Source organism: Dietzia sp. NPDC055877 (assembly GCF_053615975.1).
In genome coordinates this window covers 1-20,099 of sequence record NZ_JBSHCV010000018.1, presented here as the reverse complement: position 1 = coordinate 20,099, position 20,099 = coordinate 1, and the positions used below count along the sequence as shown (strand labels likewise).

The following is a 20,099-nucleotide window of genomic DNA, read 5'->3' as shown; positions in this document are numbered from 1 at the left end:
CGAGCATGATGTCGAGCTGTCGGGGGAGCGGCCATAGCTGTTCTCAGTCCGACTCCTCGCTGATCCGGTACAGCAGGCTACAGACGAACATCAGTGCCTGTACGGCGTTGGGCCGGTTGTACTGATGCTTGCTCACCGCGTGCGCCGTCGCGTGGCGACTGAACTGGATTGGCACTTTGTCGCCGTTGGAGACGAAGAAAGGCTGGTACGTCTGCCACATCGGAGCGAATGCAATGTACTCGCGAACCGTGAATTTATCGTAGGCATCCGTTGTCTTCGTCTTCTTGTTCGGTGTGTACTTATAGCGGTCGCTACCGAAATGGCCCGTGACGATCGTGTCGACGAGCGATCCAGCGAGGGCCTGAGCCGCGTCGGTATGGCCGGCATCCAGGGCGTCGAGCGCTGCCACAGCGAAGGGCGCATATGGTGCGACCGATTTCGATGAGCAGCTGAGGACGATCTCGCGGCAGTCCGCGGAGATCGTTTCCCACCGCCAGTCGAGGATGTCACGCCGCTTGCTTGTGTTTTCGGCGCGGATTAGCGCTTCCGCGGTGGCGGTGCGCGGAAGGCCGTAGAGCGGGATACCGTCGGCCATGACGACCGCGTCCACGTCCTCGAAGTCCAGGCCCTCGATTGACTGCAGGTTCGACGGGTAGAAACCCGCCCGCATGGCCTCGATCGCCGAGTTGAGGTTCTTGAACAGCGTGGTCTGCTGTGCAGCGAAGGTCGTGTTGATCTTTGCTACGGTCTCCAGCGACTGTGCGATGCCGTTGAAGTCAATGTGCTTATTGAGCTGCTCGGAGATCTGCTCGAAACTCTTCAAGGTGTCGCTCGTGATGCTGGTGCTGAGCTGCTTTCGCCATACCGCTTGCGCTTCGTGCAACGGTTTCAGGTTCTGGGAGGAAAGAGCCCGTTGGGCGTCGGCAATGCTCCTGCGTACTGACTCTGGCAGCATGATTTCGGGCATTGGGATATTCGATATCACTCGGCGAAGGTTCGCAGCCTGCTCGGGCGTAAGTTCGATGTGATCATCCGGCTCGTTGTCCTCGTCGGGATGCTCCGCGGGGTCGTCCGCGCCGTCGTCGTCGATCACGCTGCAAGACTAAGCGAACGTGCTGTGTTCGTCCCATCCATAAATTTGCATCGAGCAATGGTGACGGGCGTGGAGGAGCCCGGCGCGCACTCGCTCCATAACGGACGGGGGAGCGTACAACGCACAGGGGCCTGCCCCGGCCGAGGTAAGACCGCTGACAGACCCAGCCGCTGGACTCATTCAGCAAAGCCACGCGACACTGGCCCACGGCCGAAGCCGACCGAAGAACGCTGTCTGAGCGCTACCGTCGGAGGATGCGAAGCGGACGGCCTGAGGATTTTGTGGCGAAGCTGAATGACTACGCCGAGTGGGCTTCCATCACCGAAGATCTCTTTCAGGCAGCCGTTGTGCTGAGAAACGTGCAACTCGTTCCCGAAAACGGAGACCAGCATCTGAGGCGAGCGCTCTGGGAAGGCGCGCTCGTGGCCTACTTTCGGTGTTTTCTTAAGGGCAGTAGATCTGCACGGCTCGGCGAACTCCTCAGCGGGCTCACGCAGCATCAGAGGGATATCCACGTCAAGGCAAAGGACTGGCGCAATCGCCACGCGGCGCACCGAGATTCCGCGCACTACCAAGAGGGGCGCGTCGGAATCGAGGTCGACCCCAGCGGCAAGCTCATATCCGTCGAGCTCAATCTTTCCGTCTCCACCTCGCCGAAAGACCCTCACTGGCGCGAGCTGGCGGACGTCGCGGATGCGCTCCGGGAGCGAGTAATTAAGGGCAAGCTTGAGCCGCTCTTGGACGAGGTCGCGGCGGTTTGGCCCGCTATGCAAGCGGAGTTAGAGCTCGTGGAGACGACCGGTGCCGGGGACGTGTTTCGCCTCGTTCCTCCCGAGGACCTAACCGCTACACGAGGCACGCCTGCGCCAGATCGAGACGACACATGAGCAAGCACGCGCCAGCGGAACATGGATAGCCGATCCACTGCGTGGTGTGCGGAGCCGCCCTTGCTGCTAACCCGCGGGGGTCAAGAGCCAGGATCCAGAATGTAGAGCGCTTTCATCTGATTCGAAGTTCCCGGATACATTGCGGTTATGACATCCAGTACTGAGGCGATCATCAGGCGCCTTGCCTCCCGGCAGCCGATGCGACCGGAGGCCACGACGCAGGCCGACATCTACATGCTGCTCACGGCCGCGGCGCTCGGGCTGGACACCGATGACGTTGTGACAATGGAGTCCCAACTCGCTGATGGAACCCGCCGACGGATCGACATCGAAGCTGGTCACGTCGTTATTGAGGTCAAAAAGGATCTCCGTGTTGGAGACTTGACTGACGCGGAAAAGCAGCTCGCCGGCTATGTTGCCCAGCGAACCAAAGAACTCGGCGGCCGCTACGTTGGCATCCTCACCGACGGCACCGCCTGGCGGCTCTACCATCTGGCCGACGACCAGCTGACCTGTGTCTCCGAGCTCGAGCTGAGTCCACGCGACCCGGACAAGGACGCACTACTGGTATGGCTCGAGTCGATAATGGCGACGCGCGAACAAATCCGTCCCGTCCCAGCTGAGATCAAGCAACGGTTGGGATCCACTTCGCCAGCGCATCAGCTCGACTACGCGGCTCTCGCCGTGCTCTATCGCGATAACCGTAACCATCCCGAGGTCAAGCTCAAGCGGGAACTGTGGGCCAAACTACTGCGCACGGCCTTCGGGACCGGGTTCGTCGATGACGAGACCTTGTTCATCAACCACACCCTGCTAGTTGTGACGGCAGAATTAGTCGCTCACGCGGCGATCGGTTGGGACGTATCCCCGCACGGACCCCTGACCCCTGCACAGATGACCTCGGGATCGGAGTTCGCCGACGCCCAAATCCATGGCGTTGTCGAGGCCGACTTCTTCGACTGGGTCGTGGAGGTCGCCGGCGGAGAGCAATTCGTCACCGAACTCGGCCGGCGCATTGCCCGATTCGACTGGTCAAAGGTCGAGCACGACGTCCTCAAAGTGCTCTATGAGTCGGTTATCCCCCAGGCGGAACGGGAAGGTCTTGGCGAGTACTACACCCCAGACTGGCTAGCGGACCGCATCGTAGATGATCGCGTCAGGGACCCCCTCGCCACCCGCCTGGCCGACCCGAGCTGCGGCAGCGGGACCTTCGTATTCCACGCCGTTCGCCGCTACCTCGACGCAGCGGAAGCGAACGGAACACCCACTGGAAAAGCGGTTCTGGACGTCACTCGATACGTCGTCGGAATGGACGTACACCCCGTCGCGGTCACCCTTGCCCGCGTGACCTACCTGCTCGCAATCGGGATCGAGCGCATCAACTCTGAGGATCGTGGACCGCTAACCATTCCGATCTACCTTGGCGACTCGGTGCAGTGGGAACAGAACCGTGACCTGTTCGGTGGAACGGACAGAGTCACCATCACCACTGCGGGCAACGAGCTCGTTGAGGGCGGCGGCGTCCTATTCGGTGACGACCTAGTGTTCCCCCGGAGCATCTTGGGCGATGCTCAACGCTTCGACCAACTCGTATCCGCCATGGCTGACAATGCGCTCGACCTCAGTGGGAAAAAAGACAGCACGCTGATCGATCCGGTCCTGCGCAGGTTCGCGGTCACCGCTGAAGAAGCGAAGATTCTGAGAACCACGTTCTCTACAATGCGAGCCCTCCATCGATCGGGACGAAACCATATCTGGGGTTACTACGTCCGTAACCTGATCCGCCCACTATGGCTGTCCGAGCCCGGAAACAGGGTGGATCTCCTGGTGGGGAACCCGCCGTGGCTGCGCTACTCGAAGATGACCGAGGCAATGCAAACGCGGTACAAGACGCTCGCTAAGACACGAAACCTGCTCAACAAGGGACTCGGCGCTTCTGCTCGGGACCTGTCGACTTTGTTCGTTGTACGGGCAGTGGAGCTGTATCTGCGCGACGGCGGTCAGTTCGGATTCGTTATGCCGCACGGCACCATCACCCGCAGGCCGCACTCCGGGTTTCGCAGCGGAAAATGGGCAGCGGGAACCGGCGATCACCTGACTGTGGCTTTTGAACAGAGCTGGGACCTGGCCGAAGCCGCGACCGGGTTCCCAATGGTCTCCTGCGTCATCCGCGGACGCAGAGCTGAAGTGGCAACCGCAGTACCGCTTCAGACAGTCAAGTGGTCCAACCGACTTTCCAGTGCGGACCTCCCGTGGAGCGAAGTCGCAGAGCGAACCACTAGGTCGCCAGGAACGGTGACGGCGCTTGGCGACGGAGACGAGCCCGCCCCCTCGCCGTACAAGTCGATGTTCCGCAATGGTGCGATCGGGACTGCTGCACCCATAGGTGACATCTGATCTGCGTCGGCGTGTGTCGACGCTGGAAGGATGTGCACCATGCCGAAGGCGTTTCCCAAGGAGTTCCGCGAGGACGTGATCCGGGTCTTCCGCGACTCCGACGCGTCCGTGGCCCAGGTCGCGAAGGACTTCGGCATCTCGCCGTCGTGCCTCAAGCGATGGCTCACCATCGACGACAAGAATTCAGCCGATCCATCACCAGCTGCGCGGGCAGCCAACGAGTCGGATGCCCTGCGCGAAGCGAACAAGCGCATCAAGCTCCTCGAGCAAGAGAACGAGGTCCTGCGCCGGGCCGCTGCCTACCTTTCGCAGGCCAACCTGCCGGGAAAATGATGTACCCGCTTGTCCGTGAGTTGGCCGCCGACGGCATCCCCGTCGCGGTGACCTGCCGGGTGCTGAACCTTGCTCGCCAGCCCTACTACCGCTGGCTCCCGGCCCCGGTCACCGATGCCGAACTCACCCAGGCCTACCGGGCCAACGCCCTGTTCGACGCCCACCGCGACGACCCCGAGTTCGGCTACCGGTTCCTGGTCGACGAAGCCCGCGAAACCGGCGAGTCGATGGCCGAACGTACCGCCTGGAAGATCTGCTCACGGCAGGGCTGGTGGTCGGCGTTCGGGAAGAGACGCGGCAAGAACGGCAAGAAGCCCGGCCCGCCGGTCCACGACGACCTCTGCGCGGTGACCGATCGGCACGGCGTGATCCGCCACGAGTTCCGTGCACAGACTCCGAACCAGTTGTGGCTCGCGGACATCACCGAGCACTGGACCAGGGAGGGCAAGCTGTATCTCTGTGCGGTCAAGGACGTCTACTCCAACCGGATCGTCGGCTACTCGATCGACTCGCGGATGAAGTCCCGGCTGGCTGTCGAAGCGCTGAACAACGCGGTTGCTCGCCGTCAGCAAGCCAGCGGAGATGTAGCCGGCTGTGTCCTGCACACCGACCGCGGGTCGCAGTTCCGCAGCCGGAAGTTCGTCCACGCGCTCAACCGGCACGGCATGGTCGGGTCGATGGGTCGTGTGGGCGCGGCCGGTGACAACGCTGCAATGGAGTCCTGGTTCGCACTGCTGCAGAAGAACGTCCTCGACCGCCGCGCCTGGACCACCCGTGAGGAGTTGCGAATCGCGATCATCACCTGGACCGAGAGGACTTACCACCGCCGTCGCAGGCAGTCAGGTCTGGGCAGGTTGACCCCGGTCGAATACGAGTTGATCATGACCACAGCCGCTACCCAGGCGGCCTAACCCCATCTGTCACCTGTTCGTGCAGCAGTCCCATCCTTTATCCGCGATTGTTGATCTTCGTGGAAAAGGCAGAGGCAGGCCCGCTTGGCGCGGGCGCCGGGCGGGTCGCAGTGACCTCTTTTCGAACATCACAGGAGAAGGAGCCATATAAATCTCAACCGTCACTGACGGGCAGGGTAGAGCAGCGTTTCGTGCGACCGGTTTATCTCGGCGAGACTGTGCTGCCCCACCGATGCGTTACCCCCAGGCAAGCGGTCCTTCCCATCGACAATGGCAGCATCCTGTCCCCTGGGAAGCTCGCCGAGTATCCGGGTCTCTCCGGGTGGTGGAACCAGGCCGAGTCCACCTGGAACACACACAAGCCAGCTTCGGACAAGGTGCATCTACTCGACCGCATCGACTACCACGGCCAACTATCTGCGCAGCTTCCACTGTCAGCGCTGAGAGTGGTCTATACGAAGTCCGGCAATACTCTGGCCGCCGCTGTGGTGCGTGACGGTTCCGCAGTCATTGACCACAAGCTCTACTGGGTGCCGGTGGCGGCTGAAGCGGAAGGCCACTATTTGTGTGCAATTCTCAACTCCTCGACGCTCCTTGAGCGAGTCAAACCGCTTCAGGCGCTGGGTCTATTCGGGACGCGCGACTTTGACAAGAATGTCTTCGCGGTCCCCTTCCCGAGGTTCGATTCTGCGGACAGCCTCCATGCGAGACTCGCCAACCTCGGTGCGCAATCTGAGAAGGAGGCAGCTTCAGTGGATATTTCTGGAGTTCGCACCTTTCAGGCCGCACGCAAGAAGGTTGCCGCTGCCCTGGTGGCGGCCGGAATCTCCCAAGAGATCGAGGATGCTGTCGCAGAACTGGTGCCGCTGGAGGCCGTGCTGCCTACGACAGACTGACTAGAACCGGGGCGTTCACCTTCGCCACTAGGGAGCCTTCGGATATCCGCATCCCAAGCTCCTGAACTAGTGCGGCTGCATCAACGGTCATGAAACCTCCAACAACTAAAGTCCCGTCATGCAGGATCTTACGTGTTGGACAAACTGCCCCGTTCTATGTATTGGCATAAAACTGCCTAAGGCGGCAGGCAGGCGCGGCAGTAAGCGCCCAGTTTGGAGGGTCCCGTTGGGGTACACCCGTGCGGGACAGCGGGGGATCTGCAATCGGCGTGTGTCTTTCGCCGTTATACGGCGGGGATCTGTCGACGCTCTGTGGCGATATCCGCTGATGGCGATACACGCGAGCACTGGTCTGGTCACAGATAGCGGCAGACGGTCGTGGCGTCGCAATTGGTGGGATCGCTGGTGGTGGCGCTGTGGTGAAGGTGCGCGACTGTGTGTCGTAGTGCTTGCAGGTCGGCGATTTGGCGGTCCAGGTCGCCCAGGTGGGCTTCGAGTAGGGCGTGCACGTGCTGGCAGGGTGCGACTCCGGCGTCGCGGATGTTGAGGATCTCGCGGATCTGGGCCAGGGTGAGCCCAGCGGTGCGGCCGCGGCGAATGAAGTCCAGGCGCGCCAGGGCCGCAGGGGTGTAGTCGCGGTATCCATTGGTGGTGCGCGCAGGCGCAGGTAGCAGGCCGGCTTCTTCGTAGAAGCGCAGCGTCTTGGTTGTGGTTCCGCTGGCCACGGCCAGCTCACCGATGCGCACAGTGGCCCCTATCTCGGCTCTCGTCCATGTTCTCCTTGACCTTCCCCTGCGCTGGAACGTCCACTATGGGCGCTGAAGATTGGGCACGCGAAGGAAGGGGCGGAAATGGGTGTGGACTACGACGTCGATCTGGCCGTGATCGGCTCAGGAGGCGCGGCGATGTCAGCCGCTATCGCGGCCAGTCAGGCCGGCAGGAGTGTCGTGCTGGTTGAGCGCGGTGTTCTCGGCGGGACGTGCGTGAACATCGGCTGCGTGCCGTCCAAGACGCTCCTGGCGGCCGCCGGGGCCCGGCACGCCGCGCTCACCAATCCCTTCAAAGGTGCCCCAACGTCAGCCGCACCGGTGAACCTCGGGGATCTGGTGGCCCAGAAGGACTCACTTATCGAGCGCCTGCGTGATGCGAAGTACGCCGATGTGGCCGCCGCCTACGGCTTCGAGGTCCTTTCTGGCCAGGCCGCCTTCCTGGACAGGGAGACCCTGGCCGTCGACGGCCAGGCGCTGCGGGCCCGGGCCTATCTGGTCGCCACCGGCGCCACTCCCGCCATCCCGGACGTGGCCGGCCTCGACTCTGTGGCCCGGCTGACCTCCACCACCGCGATGCAGTTGACCGAGCTGCCCGAGTCCCTCGTCGTCATCGGTGGCGGGTACGTCGGGATGGAGCAGGCCCAGTTGTTTGCCCACCTCGGTACCCGGGTCTCTGTGGTCGGGCGTCTGGCGCCGCAGGCCGAGCCGGAGCTGGCCCAGAGACTTCGGGAGGTCTTCCTAGACGACGGCATCACCGTGGTCGAAGAGCACGCGGCCACGGTGGCCCGCGAGCCAGGCCCCGCCGGAGAGGTTGTGGTGACCACGGAGTCGGGCGAACAGGTGCGCGGCGCGCGGGTCCTGGTGGCCACTGGACGCATGGCCCGCACGGACGGCCTGAACCTGGTCGCTGCCGGTGTGGACGTGGACGATCGCGGCTTTGTCGTGGTCGACCAGACCCAGCGCACCTCCAACCCGCGCATCTGGGCCGCCGGTGACGTCTCGGGGGCTCCTCAGTACGTCTACGCCGCCGCTGCCAGCGGTCGGGCCGCCGCGCTCAACGCCCTAACCGAGGACAGAGACCCGCCAGCAGCTCGGGTCGACTACGCCGGATTTCCTGCGGTCGTATTCACCCGGCCCCAGCTGGCTTCGGCGGGGTTGACCCAGGACGAGGCCCTCGCCCGAGGGCACGCGTGCGACTGCCGCGTCCTGGACCTGTCCGATGTCCCCCGGGCGCTCGTCCAGCACGACACCCGCGGCGCGGTGAAGCTCGTCGCCGACGCCATGAGTGGCAAGATTCTGGGCGTGCACGCCCTGGCGGACGGGGCCGGGGAGATCATGCTGGCGGCCACCTACGCCATCAAGGCCGGCATGACCGTCGACGATCTGGCCGAAACCTGGGCACCGTACCTGACCATGAGCGAAAGCTTGCGCATCGTGGCTGGCCTCTTCCGAAACCAGATGCCGACGTCATGCTGCGCCTGAAACCCACAGCCCCAACGGGAAGGGCGAGGGCTGACGCGGCGGCCGCCTGACGCCGTGAAGATGCCTTGTAAACGTAAAGGTTTTCAAGACACCCGACACCGTCCAGGACAGTGACCACTTTTGAGCAGTTTTCCTGGCTCTACGGCCACCCGCCGGTGTCTCATTAAGTCATCTTGGCGACATTCGTCTCAGGATCGGCCTCGGTAGGGGTTTATGGGGCAGAATCGGGCCATGAGGCATCTGGGGTACACCCGCGTCAGTACCGCGAGTCAGGACGCGCAGTTGCAGTTGGATGCACTCGTAGATTCCGGGGTTCAGAAGCGCGACGTCTTCTCCGACGTCACCTCGGGGAGCCGGACCGCGATCGAGCGCCCGGGGATGAAGCGGCTGATGGACTACATCGAGCCCGGCGATACCGTCGTGGTGTGGCGCATTGACCGCCTCGGCCGCTCCCTGATCGATGTCCTCAATACCGTGAACCTGCTTCGCGACAAGGGCGTGAAGATTCGGTCGCTCTCGGACGGCATCGACCCGGAGACCACCTCCGGCCGGTTGATGCTGGGCATGCTCGCCACCCTGGCCGAGTACGAGCGCGAGCTCATCACTGAACGCGTCAACGCCGGCATCGCCGCGGCGAAGCAGAACGGCACGAGGTTCGGTCGGCCCCCGGTCGATCCCGCAGTAATCGCCGAAAAACTCGACATCGCCCAGGACGCCCGAAGAAAGGGCCGCACCGCCGCCGAAGCGGCCAGCTTGGTCGGATGGTCCCGCGCCACCCTCTACCGCCACCAGCAAGCCGCCCGAGCCCTCGAGGCGCTCGAGCCTTAATGCAGGTGGCGCCGTCAGGTATCGCCGCTAGAACGCCGCCACCGAGCAGTGCGATTTACCGGTACACCCCAGGGGGACGAGCGCGAGTCCGCCATCGTCGCTGTGTCACAAGGTGGTTTCTAGAGTTATGAAACGCCGTCCCTTCGGGTCTAGTGTGTAGTGGTACAGATTCCGGACGAAAGGCTCTTTCGATGGCTGATCGAATCGGGATGTTGCTCAATCGCTCGGGTGACGGTGGCGAGGAGGTGCTCATCGTCAGCCGCGGGAGCGTGCGTACCAGGTTCCGTCGCCGGGACGAGCTGGACTGGTCAATCCGAGTCGAGTCCACGGACTCGGAGAATATCGTCGAGGGAGAATCGGGGCCGGCCCGGAAGCCGGCTCGCCGGTCCTCGCGGCCTCGTGGGCAGCGGGTGGCGTACGTGCGGGTGTCGGCCGCGGATCAGAATGAGGCGCGTCAGCTCGAGGCGGTTGGGGAGTGCGATCAGGTCTATATAGAAAAGCAGTCCGCACGCTCTCGCGCGGACCGGGTGAAGCTCGCTGAGTGCATCAGGTACCTGCGGGACGGTGACGAGCTCGTCGTTGCATCGATGGACCGACTCGCTCGCTCCCTCGTGGATCTTAAGCAGATCGTTGGCGAGATCACCGCCAAAGGCGCGAGCGTGGAGTTCGTCCACGAACGCGCCACTTACGCCGCCGGCGCCCAGGATCCACGAGCAGACCTGATGCTTTCGCTGCTCGGGGCGTTCGCCGAGTTCGAGCGGGCCATCATCCGTGAACGCCAAGCCGAGGGCATTGCCATCGCCAAAGCGAAAGGCAAATACAGGGGACGCAAACGCGTGCTGACCGACGAACAGATCGGTAAAGCCCGAGCCCGCGTGGAGGCAGGGGAGGGGCCGTCAGCGATCGCTCGAGATCTCGGGGTAGGCCGCTCCACCCTGTATCGCGCCCTCCAGCGCCGCGCACCGTGACAGCGCCGCGCACCGTGACCGCTGATGGTCGGCCCGTTGCGCTGTTCAAGGGCGTGCCGCTTGAGGGGTAGCCGATACTGGACTTGTGACCGAAGTTCATCTGAAGGGTCGATTGGTGTGTCGCGACGAACGCGAAGCCGCTCTTGTCGACACCCACTTGCCATGTCATGTTGAGTTGACGCGAGCTGAGCAGGGCTGCAGGTCATTCTCGGTGACCCGGACCGAGGATCGTCTGGTGTGGGGCGTCGAGGAGGTCTTCGACGACGCCGCTTCGTTCCGCAGGCATCAGGAGCGGGTTCGCGGCAGTGAGTGGGGGATAGTGACAGCAGGTATTGAGCGCGACTACTGCATCACGGGGCTCTGACTCGGCATGACTACTTTCGCCGCAGACAGTGCGGATGCAGTGATTCCGCTGGCCTTTGACGTCGTATGGCTCCTCGCCGGCCTGGTGTGGTTGCTGATCCCGGTCGCGATCGTCGTCGCTGAACGGCGCCGCGCAGCGCCGTGGCCCGAGACGTTCCTATGGTTCATGGTGGCGTTCCTCCTGCCCGTCGTGGGGCTGATCATCTGGGCCCTCCACCGGGCAGTCGACGCCAGGCGGGCGACCTCGCGGTGAGCAGCGCGACGCCGGCTGTCCTGCGTAAGTACGAATCGGCGCTCACTGGCGCGCGGTCGACCGGAGGGGGATTACCGGCGTGACCGGATGGGTGCCATGCGGAGTCGAGGGGCGCATCGCAGCGTTGCTCGAGGCGCGGACCGTGAGCGCGGTTCGAGAACTCTTTCCGCACGGGGTGCGGATCCTGTGTCCGATCACGCTCCGTGCGGGCCGTGACGTGGCCGGTTGGTGTTCATGGCGTGAGGTTGCTGAGTGGGTGGGTGCGCAGTATCCGCCCCGCCGCGGATTGACGGCGATGATCGACAGCGCCACCTCCCCGGAGCAAGCGACGGATGTGGATCGTTTCGTCGGGTGCAGCGCGGGCCCTGCCATCGAGATCGTGCAGCGCTTTTCTCGCACCGCGTCTTGTCAGGAGTGGAAGGCGGCGATCTGGACGGTGTGGGGTGATCCAATCGGAGACCCCGAGGACACGCGCATCATCAAGATCGTGGACGACAGCGCTTATGGCAGCGACTACGACTACCAGCTGGTATCGGCCTCGACCGCCGCTCTTACGGACCCGTTCCTCTACCCCGAACCATCCTTCTTGTGGTCCGACGACGAGACGCTGTTCCTCGAGGTTCAACCGGAGACAGGATGGATTGAGGTCTACTCGACTAGGCCGGATCTGGTCGAGGAGGTGCGAAGCGACATCCAGTGGGAAGTAGTCCCGCTGATCCGCGACCTCCCGCAGTCCTAGCTGTGGCGACGCTGGGATTTTCGCTCGCGGTAGGTGCTGCAGCATGACACCGGGCTGCCAGTCAGTCCTGGCAGAACCCCGCCACTGAGCGCCGCAATCGAGGGGTCTTGCGATGGGGAACTCGTCGGCAGCCACCGACTGACACGCGTACCTGTCCCGATCCCGCACAGTGCGACAACTAGGAGGTACCCGTGGAGGCATTCCTGATTCCGCTACTGCCTCCGGTAGCCCTGTCGCTTGCGATCTGGATTTTCACCGTCTGGGTTTCCTTCAAGGCGACCGGGTGCCAGACGAAGTGCAGCCGCTGTCTCTGCAGTGCTGTCGATTTGCGGAGCGATCGCGTTCCTCGGCTTCGCCGGCAGTGACGACTACAACGACTACCCCGGCTATACCTGCGCCCTTCGCGACGGTCACGTGCCGGACGGCTTTCCTCCCGAACGGCTTCCCCCGCAGGAACAGGTCAGCACATTTCACACCAACCTCAACTGGTCCCATGGGTACGAACTGCTCCCCGCCGGGGTTCGCTGCACCTACTGGACCAGGGACGACCCCCGCGTCAGCATGGTTACCCACAGCCCGTGGTCGTACTCCGTGTGGATCTACGGACTACTGGGCATCGCTCTGATTCAAGCGATCCGCGTCATCAACCCGGACCTTCTCTCTCGGCGGCGCACCTGGTCTTCGTGAACAAGCACGATGTGTAGCGCGTTGCGACTCACAAACCGAAACTGCGGGTCGACAGTCTCCGTCCCACAACCAAGGAACTGGGACGGCCTACGCAGTTCTTAGGAATCGGGGGCGGGGGAGAGAGAGGAGACGCCCGCCGGTGGAGATGTTGGGGGCACGGCTCTCTTCGAGAAGTGCACGTTGGCGCGGCTACGCTCGGCGCATGTCCGATGCTCCACTTTCCCGAGTCAGCGTCCGGTTCGTGGCCGAGGACGGCCACGTCACGACTCTGGTGGTGGGCGACGCCATCGAGTGGCACCTACGCTTTCAGGCCTGAGGCGGTGCAACTGGCCATCCGACCGGTCACCGGTTCACCTGGATGGGTGCACCCTCAAGTTCCCAGTAGCGCTGAGCGCCTGAGAACGCCAGCTTGCTCCGTTGTTAACGCATACGACTTCTGCGACGATAACCGGGTTGAGACCGTCCCTCCCAGCAAGGAATTGATTATGCGCCGCACCCTTGCCACGCTCGCCGCCGTCACATTGGCCACTGCATCAATGCTTGTCGGTGTGGGACAAGCGAACGCTCAGGACGCCTGGCCCGTTGATCCCGGGCAGGGATCTCCCGTCCGGCCAGTCGACGTGACCAGCTTTGCGCTCACCCCTGACCGTCTGGAGTTCTACAATCCCTTCATCGGCCTGCCGAGAATCATCTCGCCGTTTGGCACGACCACGAAGATCGTGTGTACCGGGTTCCGCGGGTACGACAACTGCTGGCAGGCCGACCAAGCCGGGAACCCACACAAGCTGCGCCCCATTCTGGGCCTTGGATCGTCTACTCCAGCGTCCAACGTCTTCCTGTACCCGGGCATGATCCCCGGACTCTAACGAGATTCACCTCCTTCGTGAACTAATCGTTCAGTTTCGTGTCGTACCCGCATGGCACGGTGGATGTGAACGACGCAAACTGACGTTGCTCACTTCGTCGCCAAGGCGACTTCTCGACACAGGAGGCATGACGATGGCACGACTGGTCAAAGAGCTGACAGGCCCGAACGAAACTGGGCGTTGGGGCGCCTCAGCAACCGATCTCGGGTTCCCGGCGATCACCAACCACGGGTACACGATCACGATCTTCGGCGACACCTTCGTCGAGCACGTCGGCGGCAGCGGCTGGAGGTCTCCAGTCGGGTTTCGCCAGTCCAACCCAGACATTGAGAACGGCATCCGGTGGGACAACGCCATCGGCGGCGCCTACGCCAAAGAGATGATCAACTATCAGCACCGCGGAACGGTCCATGCTGGCGAGCTCCCGGACGGCTTCACCAACATTCCGAACGACCTGATCCACCTGCCCGACGGCCGGTACATGATGACAACTTTCGCGATCCGGTCCTGGGATCCGATCTCGCCCGGCGGGAGCTGGGCGACCTTCCACTCGCGCATGTGGACCTCGACCGAAGCCCACGCCGAGAACTGGGAACGCACGTGGGATCTGGAGGTCAATCGCGAGAACTTCGACTTCCCTAACGTGGGGGAGTGGAGTCACTTCCAGAACAACACGATGCTCATGCTCCCCGGCGAACCTTGGGTTTACATCTACGGCACCAACGAGGGCCGTTGGAACGGCGGCGGCATCCATCTCGTGCGCGTGGACTGGCGCAGCATGTGGAACCGTTCAACCTATGAGTTCTGGGGTCGAGACGGCGGCGGAACATGGGCATGGCGCCGCGGTGGTTTCACGACCCCGATCCTCACCCCCACGGTTCCTAACAACGCCATCGGCGAGCTCTCCGCTCAAGTCATCGACGGACGAGTCGTGCTCTCGTACTGCGACGGCATCCTTGGCGCCGTCACCCGGACCGCTCCTCGCCCGGAAGGCCTATGGACGATGCCCGCCATTCAGGTCACCGGAGTCGAGCAGCCAGCCCTTTACGCGCCGGCGATCCATCCGTACAGCAACTTGGGCCGTGCGCAAATGCTGCTGTCAGCGTGGCCGCAGGTGAATGGCCAGACGCTCTACTACGGCACGAGGCAATGGGAGGTCAGCCTCTTCGGTGGAGGGTCCGGCTCCCTGAGTTCCTCTCCGACGGCGCGGGCAGCGACCGAGAACCTGTCCTCCGAGTCCAGTCACGTGACCGAGGAGTACACGGGGGACCTGGCGCCTGACGTCTCTCAGCTCCCCGTGGCCGAGCAGGTCGCGGTTCTCGCGGACGCAGTCGACGCCGAGGTCGATCATGATTGGCTCCGCTCTGCCTTACAAGGAGAACTCGAGGACGATCGCACAACCCCGGCCGATCACGAAAACTATGACCCGATGACCGCGGAGTAGGCCCTTCTCGAGCGGACTCCTCGGCGGTGCGCCCCTTGGCCCGGGCGTCCCGGGCGGTGTCGCTTTTCCGCAATGTCTGTCGGATCAATTAGTGGCCGCCCAGAACGGGTGCAGTTCTGGGCGGCAGCAATGCCAGCGTTGCGTCCGTCGTCACCGCACTCAGATCCACAGCATCCGGGAACAGGAAACGTTACGTGTTTCCGGCGTTCCCCGACCCAAGTCCGAACGGATGGGGGAGTCGCCGTCGGCGAGCACGCTCCAGCCGCCACGCAGCCAACCAAGTAGGGGAGCCGTTACTCCTCGGGCTCCTGCGCTGGCGCCGCGACGTCGTTGGCCTCGCGGGCTTCGCCCTGAACGGCCACGGCGCATACCCAGACGCCCTCGCCGAACTGCCCACCAACTGCCCTGAATAGCGTACACAGAACGGTTAACTATCTGTCCACCCTAAACCAGTAGGTGCCGTCCACGATTTCTGAATTTGCCAAGTTGATGCCCGGCTCTCCAATTGTGAAAGCTGCAAGTTCGCTTGCATACCTCGCTAAGTGGTCGGTGTGCGCCTTGATAACGGAGGCGTCAATTCGAAGAGCAATAGCAAATTTCAATTCGCCAAAACTATATTTGATCCATGCGCTGCCATCGCCAAGTACTCCAGCGTCGCGTACGCCTACGCACCAGCATTCGGTTAATGTGTTAGTGCGAATCTCGTTCAGCAAGTAACAAAGGAAGCGCGACGGCATATCTCGGTTGGCGTCGTCGCAGTACCGCGACTGCAATTCGCGATGGCATTGGGTGATGAATGGAAAAGCCCGCGAGTGCTCATTTTCTGAAAACGTGTCAGTCCAGTGGTTCTCGGTTGGCCCGTCTTGGTTCATAACTTTGCCGCTCTAATGTAATGGTAACTTTAGGATTCAATATCTGTCGCACAAAAGCGTAACCTGGGCAACGCCGGTGTCGGGGCATCGCTCAACTGCGATGCCCCGACGGGTTACCTAGTTAGTTGTACGGTGGCGGAGTATCGTCAGGATGTGGAGGGACTGCGTAGCCTACCCAAATCGGACACAGTTGGTCGCTAGGCGGCGTATTCTCACAGTAGATACTGAGATTGCCTAGCATCTCGCTGCCAGGCGGGGTGTTCTGGGTGGTTGATCGCACTTCGATAGAGCGAACCCGCTTACTTTCCCATTGACTGCAATCGACGGGAATTGAGTTAATGACACGACATGTCAAGCGGTCGAACCAGTTTGTGAATACTCCAGCGGTGGGATTCGACTGAGACTCGTTACAGCCCCCCGCGTTTCCTACCGTCGCCTTCCATATGTTTCTGTTCCATACCCAGTGCTTACCCCGTGCCTTATCGTAGCCAAACGGTTGGTCTCCCGTTGCCCCATCGAACCAGTACCCTCGTCGGAGAATACTGGATGAGTATGTTCCACCTTGGGGCGTTTTCCAAGTGTCACACCTAGCAATTCGGCTCGTGGCCATTTGCTCTCCCGTGTACGACCACGGAGGCGCAGCGGCTGCCACCATTTGTGGTGGTTCCTCGTTTATCGTATCGGGATCTGACGGAGTTACGTTGCCTTCATCGCCCACTGTCCCACTTGGTTGTATAGCCTCGGTGGACGTCTGGGCGATAGCTTCGGGTCCTGTCGCTGCCACCGATAAAATGAGTGCCGCTATCGAGGCGATGACGAGAGGAAGGCGGGCTCTCCGTCCAATTTGCTTGGTTTTACCTGCCTCGTACATATGCTTCTCCGTCCGTCCCGAATCGACCGATTGCGTTTTGGAAGACCTGCTCTTGTGGTTCGCCAGGGATTCGTAGTCTTGGCGCCGCCTGTTGTCCCCGCGCTAGTACGGAAATGTCGGAGTCTGGGATGTTGTTTCCTGCAGGAAGTCCCATCAGTCCAGTCTCGAATCCGTACGCTCCCCAAATCGCCATCATCTCTCTCGTCAGGTCGTGCGCGCCAGTTGGCTGAGCCCAATAGACAGACCCGTTCTCGAAGTGGTTAAAACGAGCTGCTCCGTTCGGGGTGGATAGTTCGTCGGTCGTGGGGTATCCGAGGTAGCTGGCTTCCCATTCGAGTTCTCCCCAGCGTGCGCCGATTTGTCCGCCAATCTGGTGGGCTCCTGTGTTGGGGTGCCAGTAGATGCTGGAGTCGTGTTGGAATGCTTGTCGTTTCCCGATTCCGTCGGGGTTGGTGATTTCGTCGGTGATCGGGTAGCCGAGTGGTCCGGGGTCGTATCCGAATTGGGCCCATTTGCTTCCGATGGCGCCGCCGACCGGGTGGGCGTCGGTGTCGGGGTGCCAGTAGATGGTGGCGTCGCCTTGGAATGAGGTGCGCTTTCCGATGCCGTCAGCGTTGGTGAGTTCGTCTGATGTCGGCGGGCCGAGGAACCCTCCCGGGCCACCGAGCTGGTGGTACTTGTCCAGGATGCGGCCGCAGACGGTGAAGTTGCGACCGAAGTTCGGGTTCCAGAAGGCTGCGCAGGCCGTTGTGTGGAACCTCGGTGAGGGGGTTGCCTGGTCTCGGCGCTGCTCGGGTGGCGTGTCCTGAGACGGAGGGCCTGCGGCGGGGGAGGAGGGGCTCGGATTCGTGGACGGTGCAGTCGGCACCGGTGGGGACGTCGTTGCCGGTGCCTCACTGCGGGCGGTGGTGGCTGGTTGAGCCCCTGCCACCAGGGTTGGGGCCGCGATCACCATGGTGGCTGTGGCCGCTGTTGCGACGAGCCGCAGCAAGCGGGGGACTTCTTGGTCGCGATCTCATGCGAGACCTCCTGAGGGGCGGAAAACTGTACGGGGAGAATCAAACTCCGATGTGACGCCGCTCACATTGAACTTTCGTGTTCCCATCCGCCCCAGGAGTATCACCGCTGGTGAACGGTCGTAACAATGTTGGTTCGAGTCACAATCGATATCGCCCAGAGACCAAAGTTCCCGCATTGCTACGGGTCTGGCGCCGCATAGGAGGGGCTCGGCGGCATCGTTTCGCGCCGAGTGGTACCTCGACGTTGCACGACTCGGTGGCGCTCTTCTACACCGCGGCCCGACGCCGATCGCGCACAGCAGTCGCTGATTCCGCAGGCCCGGCCGGAGATCGCAGAACTACACAGGAGAGACGCTCATGCAGGGATGATTCATCTGACGCTATACGCAAACTACAACTTTACATAAGACGTGGTTACCGGCCGTGGTGTACGTGCCATAGATGGGTAGGCATCCAGCCACCTGCATTCTGGCAGCGACTCACTTTCGCGGGCTGCAGCTGCGTGGTCCGCGTAGCGACTCCGGCCGGATTGCCTACTGGTGAAACCGGCTACCGCTCCAGGTGAGCTTCAGGCCAGGTCTAGGAAGCGGCGCAGGTCTTTGAACGTCTCGTGCACGACTGAGTAGTGCGCCCACTTGCCACGCTGCTGCCGGGTCAGGAGTCCTGCGTCGACGAGTTTCTTGAGGTGGTGGCTGATCGTGGGCTGGCTGATGTCGACCACGTCGAGCAAGTCGCACGCACACACCGACTCGCAGCCTTGCGCGGCGATGTGGGACAGCAGCCGCAGGCGTGTCGGGTCCGCCAGTGCTTTGAGCGTGCGCGCCATCTGATCTGCGGTCTCGGCGGTGATCGGAGCTGACGACAGGGGGCAGCACTCGTTCTGCGTCCGAGCCGGAAGGACGTCGTTTCCTGCAGTCATTTCTTCGCTCACCCCGCCTCAAACAATACATTGACACATGCCGATATGTGAGCATAGCCTCCAGCATAGACGTTCATCGATATGAGGGAGTTTCGTGCCAATGAGCACAACCACGGCCCGGGCTGTTGCGCCGGTCGCCAAGAAGATGTCGTTTCTCGACCGCTACTTGGCCGCATGGATTCTTGTGGCCATGGCGGCCGGTCTGCTGCTCGGGCGCTTCGTCCCGGGCCTGGATGCCGCTTTGGACTCGGTGAAGATCGGCGGCATCTCGGTGCCGATCGCGGTCGGCCTGCTGGTGATGATGTATCCGGTCCTGGCGAAGGTGCGCTACGACGAGACCCACAGGGTGACCGGCGACCGGAAGCTCCTCACGTTGTCGCTGATCCTGAACTGGGTCCTCGGGCCGGCGTTCATGTTCGCGTTGGCGTGGATCTTCCTGCCGGACCTGCCGGAGTTTCGTACCGGGTTGATCATCGTGGGCCTGGCGCGGTGCATCGCGATGGTGTTCATCTGGAATGACCTGGCGTGCGGGGACCGGGAGGCCGCCGCGGTGCTGGTGGCGATCAACTCGGTGTTCCAGGTCGTGGCGTTCGGCGCCCTCGGATGGTTCTATCTCCAGCTGCTGCCCTCCTGGCTGGGGTTGGAGACCACCTCGGCGCAGTTCTCCGTGTGGTCCATCGTGATCTCCGTGCTGGTCTTCCTCGGAATACCGCTGTTGGCCGGTTTCCTCACCCGCGTGTTGGGGGAGAGGGCGAAAGGACGGCACTGGTACGAGGAGACCTTCCTTCCCCGGATCGGCCCGTGGGCGCTGTACGGGTTGCTGTTCACCATCGTGTTGCTGTTCGCGATGCAGGGGGAGGCGATCACCTCGCAGCCGTTGGACGTGGCCCGGATGGCCGTGCCGCTACTGCTGTACTTCGTCCTGATGTTCTTCTTCAGCTGGTTCGTCTCCAAGGCGGTGGGGCTGAACTACGCCAAGTCGACCAGCGTCGCCTTCACCGCTTCGGGCAACAACTTCGAACTCGCGATCGCGGTGTCGATCGGCACCTTCGGTATCGCCTCGGGCCAGGCCCTGGCGGGTGTGGTCGGCCCGCTGATCGAGGTTCCTGTTCTGATCGGGCTCGTCTACGTCGCGCTCTGGGCCGGACCGAAACTGTTCCCGGGAGACCCAACCCTCCCGCCATCTCGCACGGACCCGGCCCGCAACACCGAAGGAGCCCGGTCATGACCAACACTCCCAGCGTCTTGTTCGTGTGCGTCAAGAACGGCGGCAAGTCCCAGATGGCAGCAGCGCTCATGCGCCTGCACACCGGGGAGGCGATCGAGGTCCACTCCGCGGGCACCCGGCCCGGTTCCGCGGTCAACGCCCTAGCCGCGGAAGCGGTCGCCGAGCTCGGCGCCGACATGTCCGACCAGACACCCACGGCCATCGATCCCGACCTGCTCCGGCGGGTGGATCGCGTGATCGTTCTGGGGGAGGAAGCCCAGGTCGAACCGGTCG

At 62.7% G+C, this 20,099-nt stretch carries 20 protein-coding genes; 15 read left to right on the top strand and 5 right to left on the bottom strand.

What is annotated here, in order from left to right:
* Positions 1–43: 43 nt before the first annotated feature.
* On the bottom strand, positions 44–1,093 hold the full coding sequence (locus ACWGLC_RS14905; RefSeq protein WP_182653050.1) for a hypothetical protein: 1,050 nt from the start codon (positions 1,091–1,093) through the stop codon (positions 44–46).
* A 281-nt stretch (positions 1,094–1,374) separates the two neighbouring features.
* Here ACWGLC_RS14905 and ACWGLC_RS14900 point away from each other — a divergent pair, with 281 nt between their 5' ends.
* From ACWGLC_RS14900 to ACWGLC_RS14885, 4 genes are all read left to right on the top strand, one after another.
* Positions 1,375–1,980 carry a hypothetical protein gene (locus ACWGLC_RS14900; protein ID WP_182653051.1) on the top strand — a complete coding sequence of 202 codons (606 nt, stop codon included), beginning with the start codon at positions 1,375–1,377 and terminating at the stop codon, positions 1,978–1,980.
* 147 nt (positions 1,981–2,127) lie between these two features.
* Entirely contained in the window at positions 2,128–4,377 is a 2,250-nt protein-coding gene (locus tag ACWGLC_RS14895) for an N-6 DNA methylase (protein ID WP_253002082.1), read from the top strand.
* A 39-nt stretch (positions 4,378–4,416) separates the two neighbouring features.
* Positions 4,417–5,621, top strand: a protein-coding gene (locus ACWGLC_RS14890) for an IS3 family transposase (protein WP_452100613.1) whose coding sequence is annotated in 2 segments (ribosomal slippage) — positions 4,417–4,701 and positions 4,704–5,621 — 1,203 coding nt in all. Because the reading frame shifts where the segments join, the coding sequence is not laid out codon by codon here.
* 59 nt (positions 5,622–5,680) lie between these two features.
* Positions 5,681–6,517 carry a hypothetical protein gene (locus ACWGLC_RS14885; protein ID WP_452100612.1) on the top strand — a complete coding sequence of 279 codons (837 nt, stop codon included), beginning with the start codon at positions 5,681–5,683 and terminating at the stop codon, positions 6,515–6,517.
* A 356-nt stretch (positions 6,518–6,873) separates the two neighbouring features.
* Here ACWGLC_RS14885 and ACWGLC_RS14880 read toward each other — a convergent pair whose 3' ends face one another.
* Positions 6,874–7,263: a heavy metal-responsive transcriptional regulator gene (locus ACWGLC_RS14880; RefSeq protein ID WP_253003859.1), complete on the bottom strand. Its 390-nt coding sequence runs from the start codon at positions 7,261–7,263 to the stop codon at positions 6,874–6,876.
* Between the two features lie 105 nt (positions 7,264–7,368).
* Between ACWGLC_RS14880 and merA the strand changes: the two genes are divergently transcribed.
* From merA to ACWGLC_RS14835, 9 genes are all read left to right on the top strand, one after another.
* Positions 7,369–8,769 carry a mercury(II) reductase gene (merA, locus tag ACWGLC_RS14875; protein ID WP_213185527.1) on the top strand — a complete coding sequence of 467 codons (1,401 nt, stop codon included), beginning with the start codon at positions 7,369–7,371 and terminating at the stop codon, positions 8,767–8,769.
* Positions 8,770–9,000: 231 nt separating this feature from the next.
* Positions 9,001–9,597: a recombinase family protein gene (locus tag ACWGLC_RS14870; RefSeq protein WP_182641728.1), complete on the top strand. Its 597-nt coding sequence runs from the start codon at positions 9,001–9,003 to the stop codon at positions 9,595–9,597.
* Positions 9,598–9,788: 191 nt separating this feature from the next.
* Positions 9,789–10,565, top strand: a complete 777-nt coding sequence (locus ACWGLC_RS14865; RefSeq protein ID WP_082923922.1) for a recombinase family protein — start codon at positions 9,789–9,791, stop codon at positions 10,563–10,565.
* A gap of 85 nt (positions 10,566–10,650) precedes the next feature.
* Complete coding sequence (locus ACWGLC_RS14860) at positions 10,651–10,929, top strand: putative quinol monooxygenase (protein WP_082923921.1); 279 nt, start codon at positions 10,651–10,653, stop codon at positions 10,927–10,929.
* A gap of 6 nt (positions 10,930–10,935) precedes the next feature.
* The gene (locus ACWGLC_RS14855; RefSeq protein WP_156523582.1) at positions 10,936–11,181 is read left to right on the top strand and encodes a hypothetical protein; all 246 of its coding nucleotides are present in this window, start codon (positions 10,936–10,938) and stop codon (positions 11,179–11,181) included.
* A 79-nt stretch (positions 11,182–11,260) separates the two neighbouring features.
* Positions 11,261–11,920, top strand: coding sequence for a hypothetical protein (locus ACWGLC_RS14850; protein WP_156523581.1), 660 nt, complete (start codon positions 11,261–11,263; stop codon positions 11,918–11,920).
* 315 nt (positions 11,921–12,235) lie between these two features.
* Entirely contained in the window at positions 12,236–12,607 is a 372-nt protein-coding gene (locus tag ACWGLC_RS14845; protein ID WP_452100611.1) for a hypothetical protein, read from the top strand.
* A gap of 485 nt (positions 12,608–13,092) precedes the next feature.
* Positions 13,093–13,473, top strand: a complete 381-nt coding sequence (locus tag ACWGLC_RS14840; RefSeq protein WP_017838560.1) for a hypothetical protein — start codon at positions 13,093–13,095, stop codon at positions 13,471–13,473.
* A gap of 127 nt (positions 13,474–13,600) precedes the next feature.
* The gene (locus ACWGLC_RS14835; RefSeq protein WP_452100610.1) at positions 13,601–14,917 is read left to right on the top strand and encodes a DUF4185 domain-containing protein; all 1,317 of its coding nucleotides are present in this window, start codon (positions 13,601–13,603) and stop codon (positions 14,915–14,917) included.
* A 431-nt stretch (positions 14,918–15,348) separates the two neighbouring features.
* On the opposite strand, the gene ACWGLC_RS14830 is transcribed toward ACWGLC_RS14835, so the two are convergent.
* From ACWGLC_RS14830 to ACWGLC_RS14820, 3 genes are all read right to left on the bottom strand, one after another.
* Positions 15,349–15,789 (bottom strand): hypothetical protein, encoded by a 441-nt coding sequence (locus ACWGLC_RS14830; protein WP_143337767.1) that lies wholly within the window; start codon positions 15,787–15,789, stop codon positions 15,349–15,351.
* A gap of 854 nt (positions 15,790–16,643) precedes the next feature.
* Entirely contained in the window at positions 16,644–17,615 is a 972-nt protein-coding gene (locus tag ACWGLC_RS14825; protein WP_413464437.1) for an LGFP repeat-containing protein, read from the bottom strand.
* Positions 17,616–18,247: 632 nt separating this feature from the next.
* Positions 18,248–18,598 (bottom strand): ArsR/SmtB family transcription factor, encoded by a 351-nt coding sequence (locus tag ACWGLC_RS14820; RefSeq protein WP_253002077.1) that lies wholly within the window; start codon positions 18,596–18,598, stop codon positions 18,248–18,250.
* A gap of 100 nt (positions 18,599–18,698) precedes the next feature.
* Between ACWGLC_RS14820 and arsB the strand changes: the two genes are divergently transcribed.
* Positions 18,699–19,826 (top strand): ACR3 family arsenite efflux transporter, encoded by a 1,128-nt coding sequence (gene arsB, locus ACWGLC_RS14815; RefSeq protein WP_452100609.1) that lies wholly within the window; start codon positions 18,699–18,701, stop codon positions 19,824–19,826.
* Positions 19,823–20,099 (top strand): arsenate-mycothiol transferase ArsC (locus tag ACWGLC_RS14810; RefSeq protein WP_452100608.1); only part of this gene is annotated, 277 nt, incomplete at its 3' end. The genes arsB and ACWGLC_RS14810, both read left to right, overlap by 4 nt.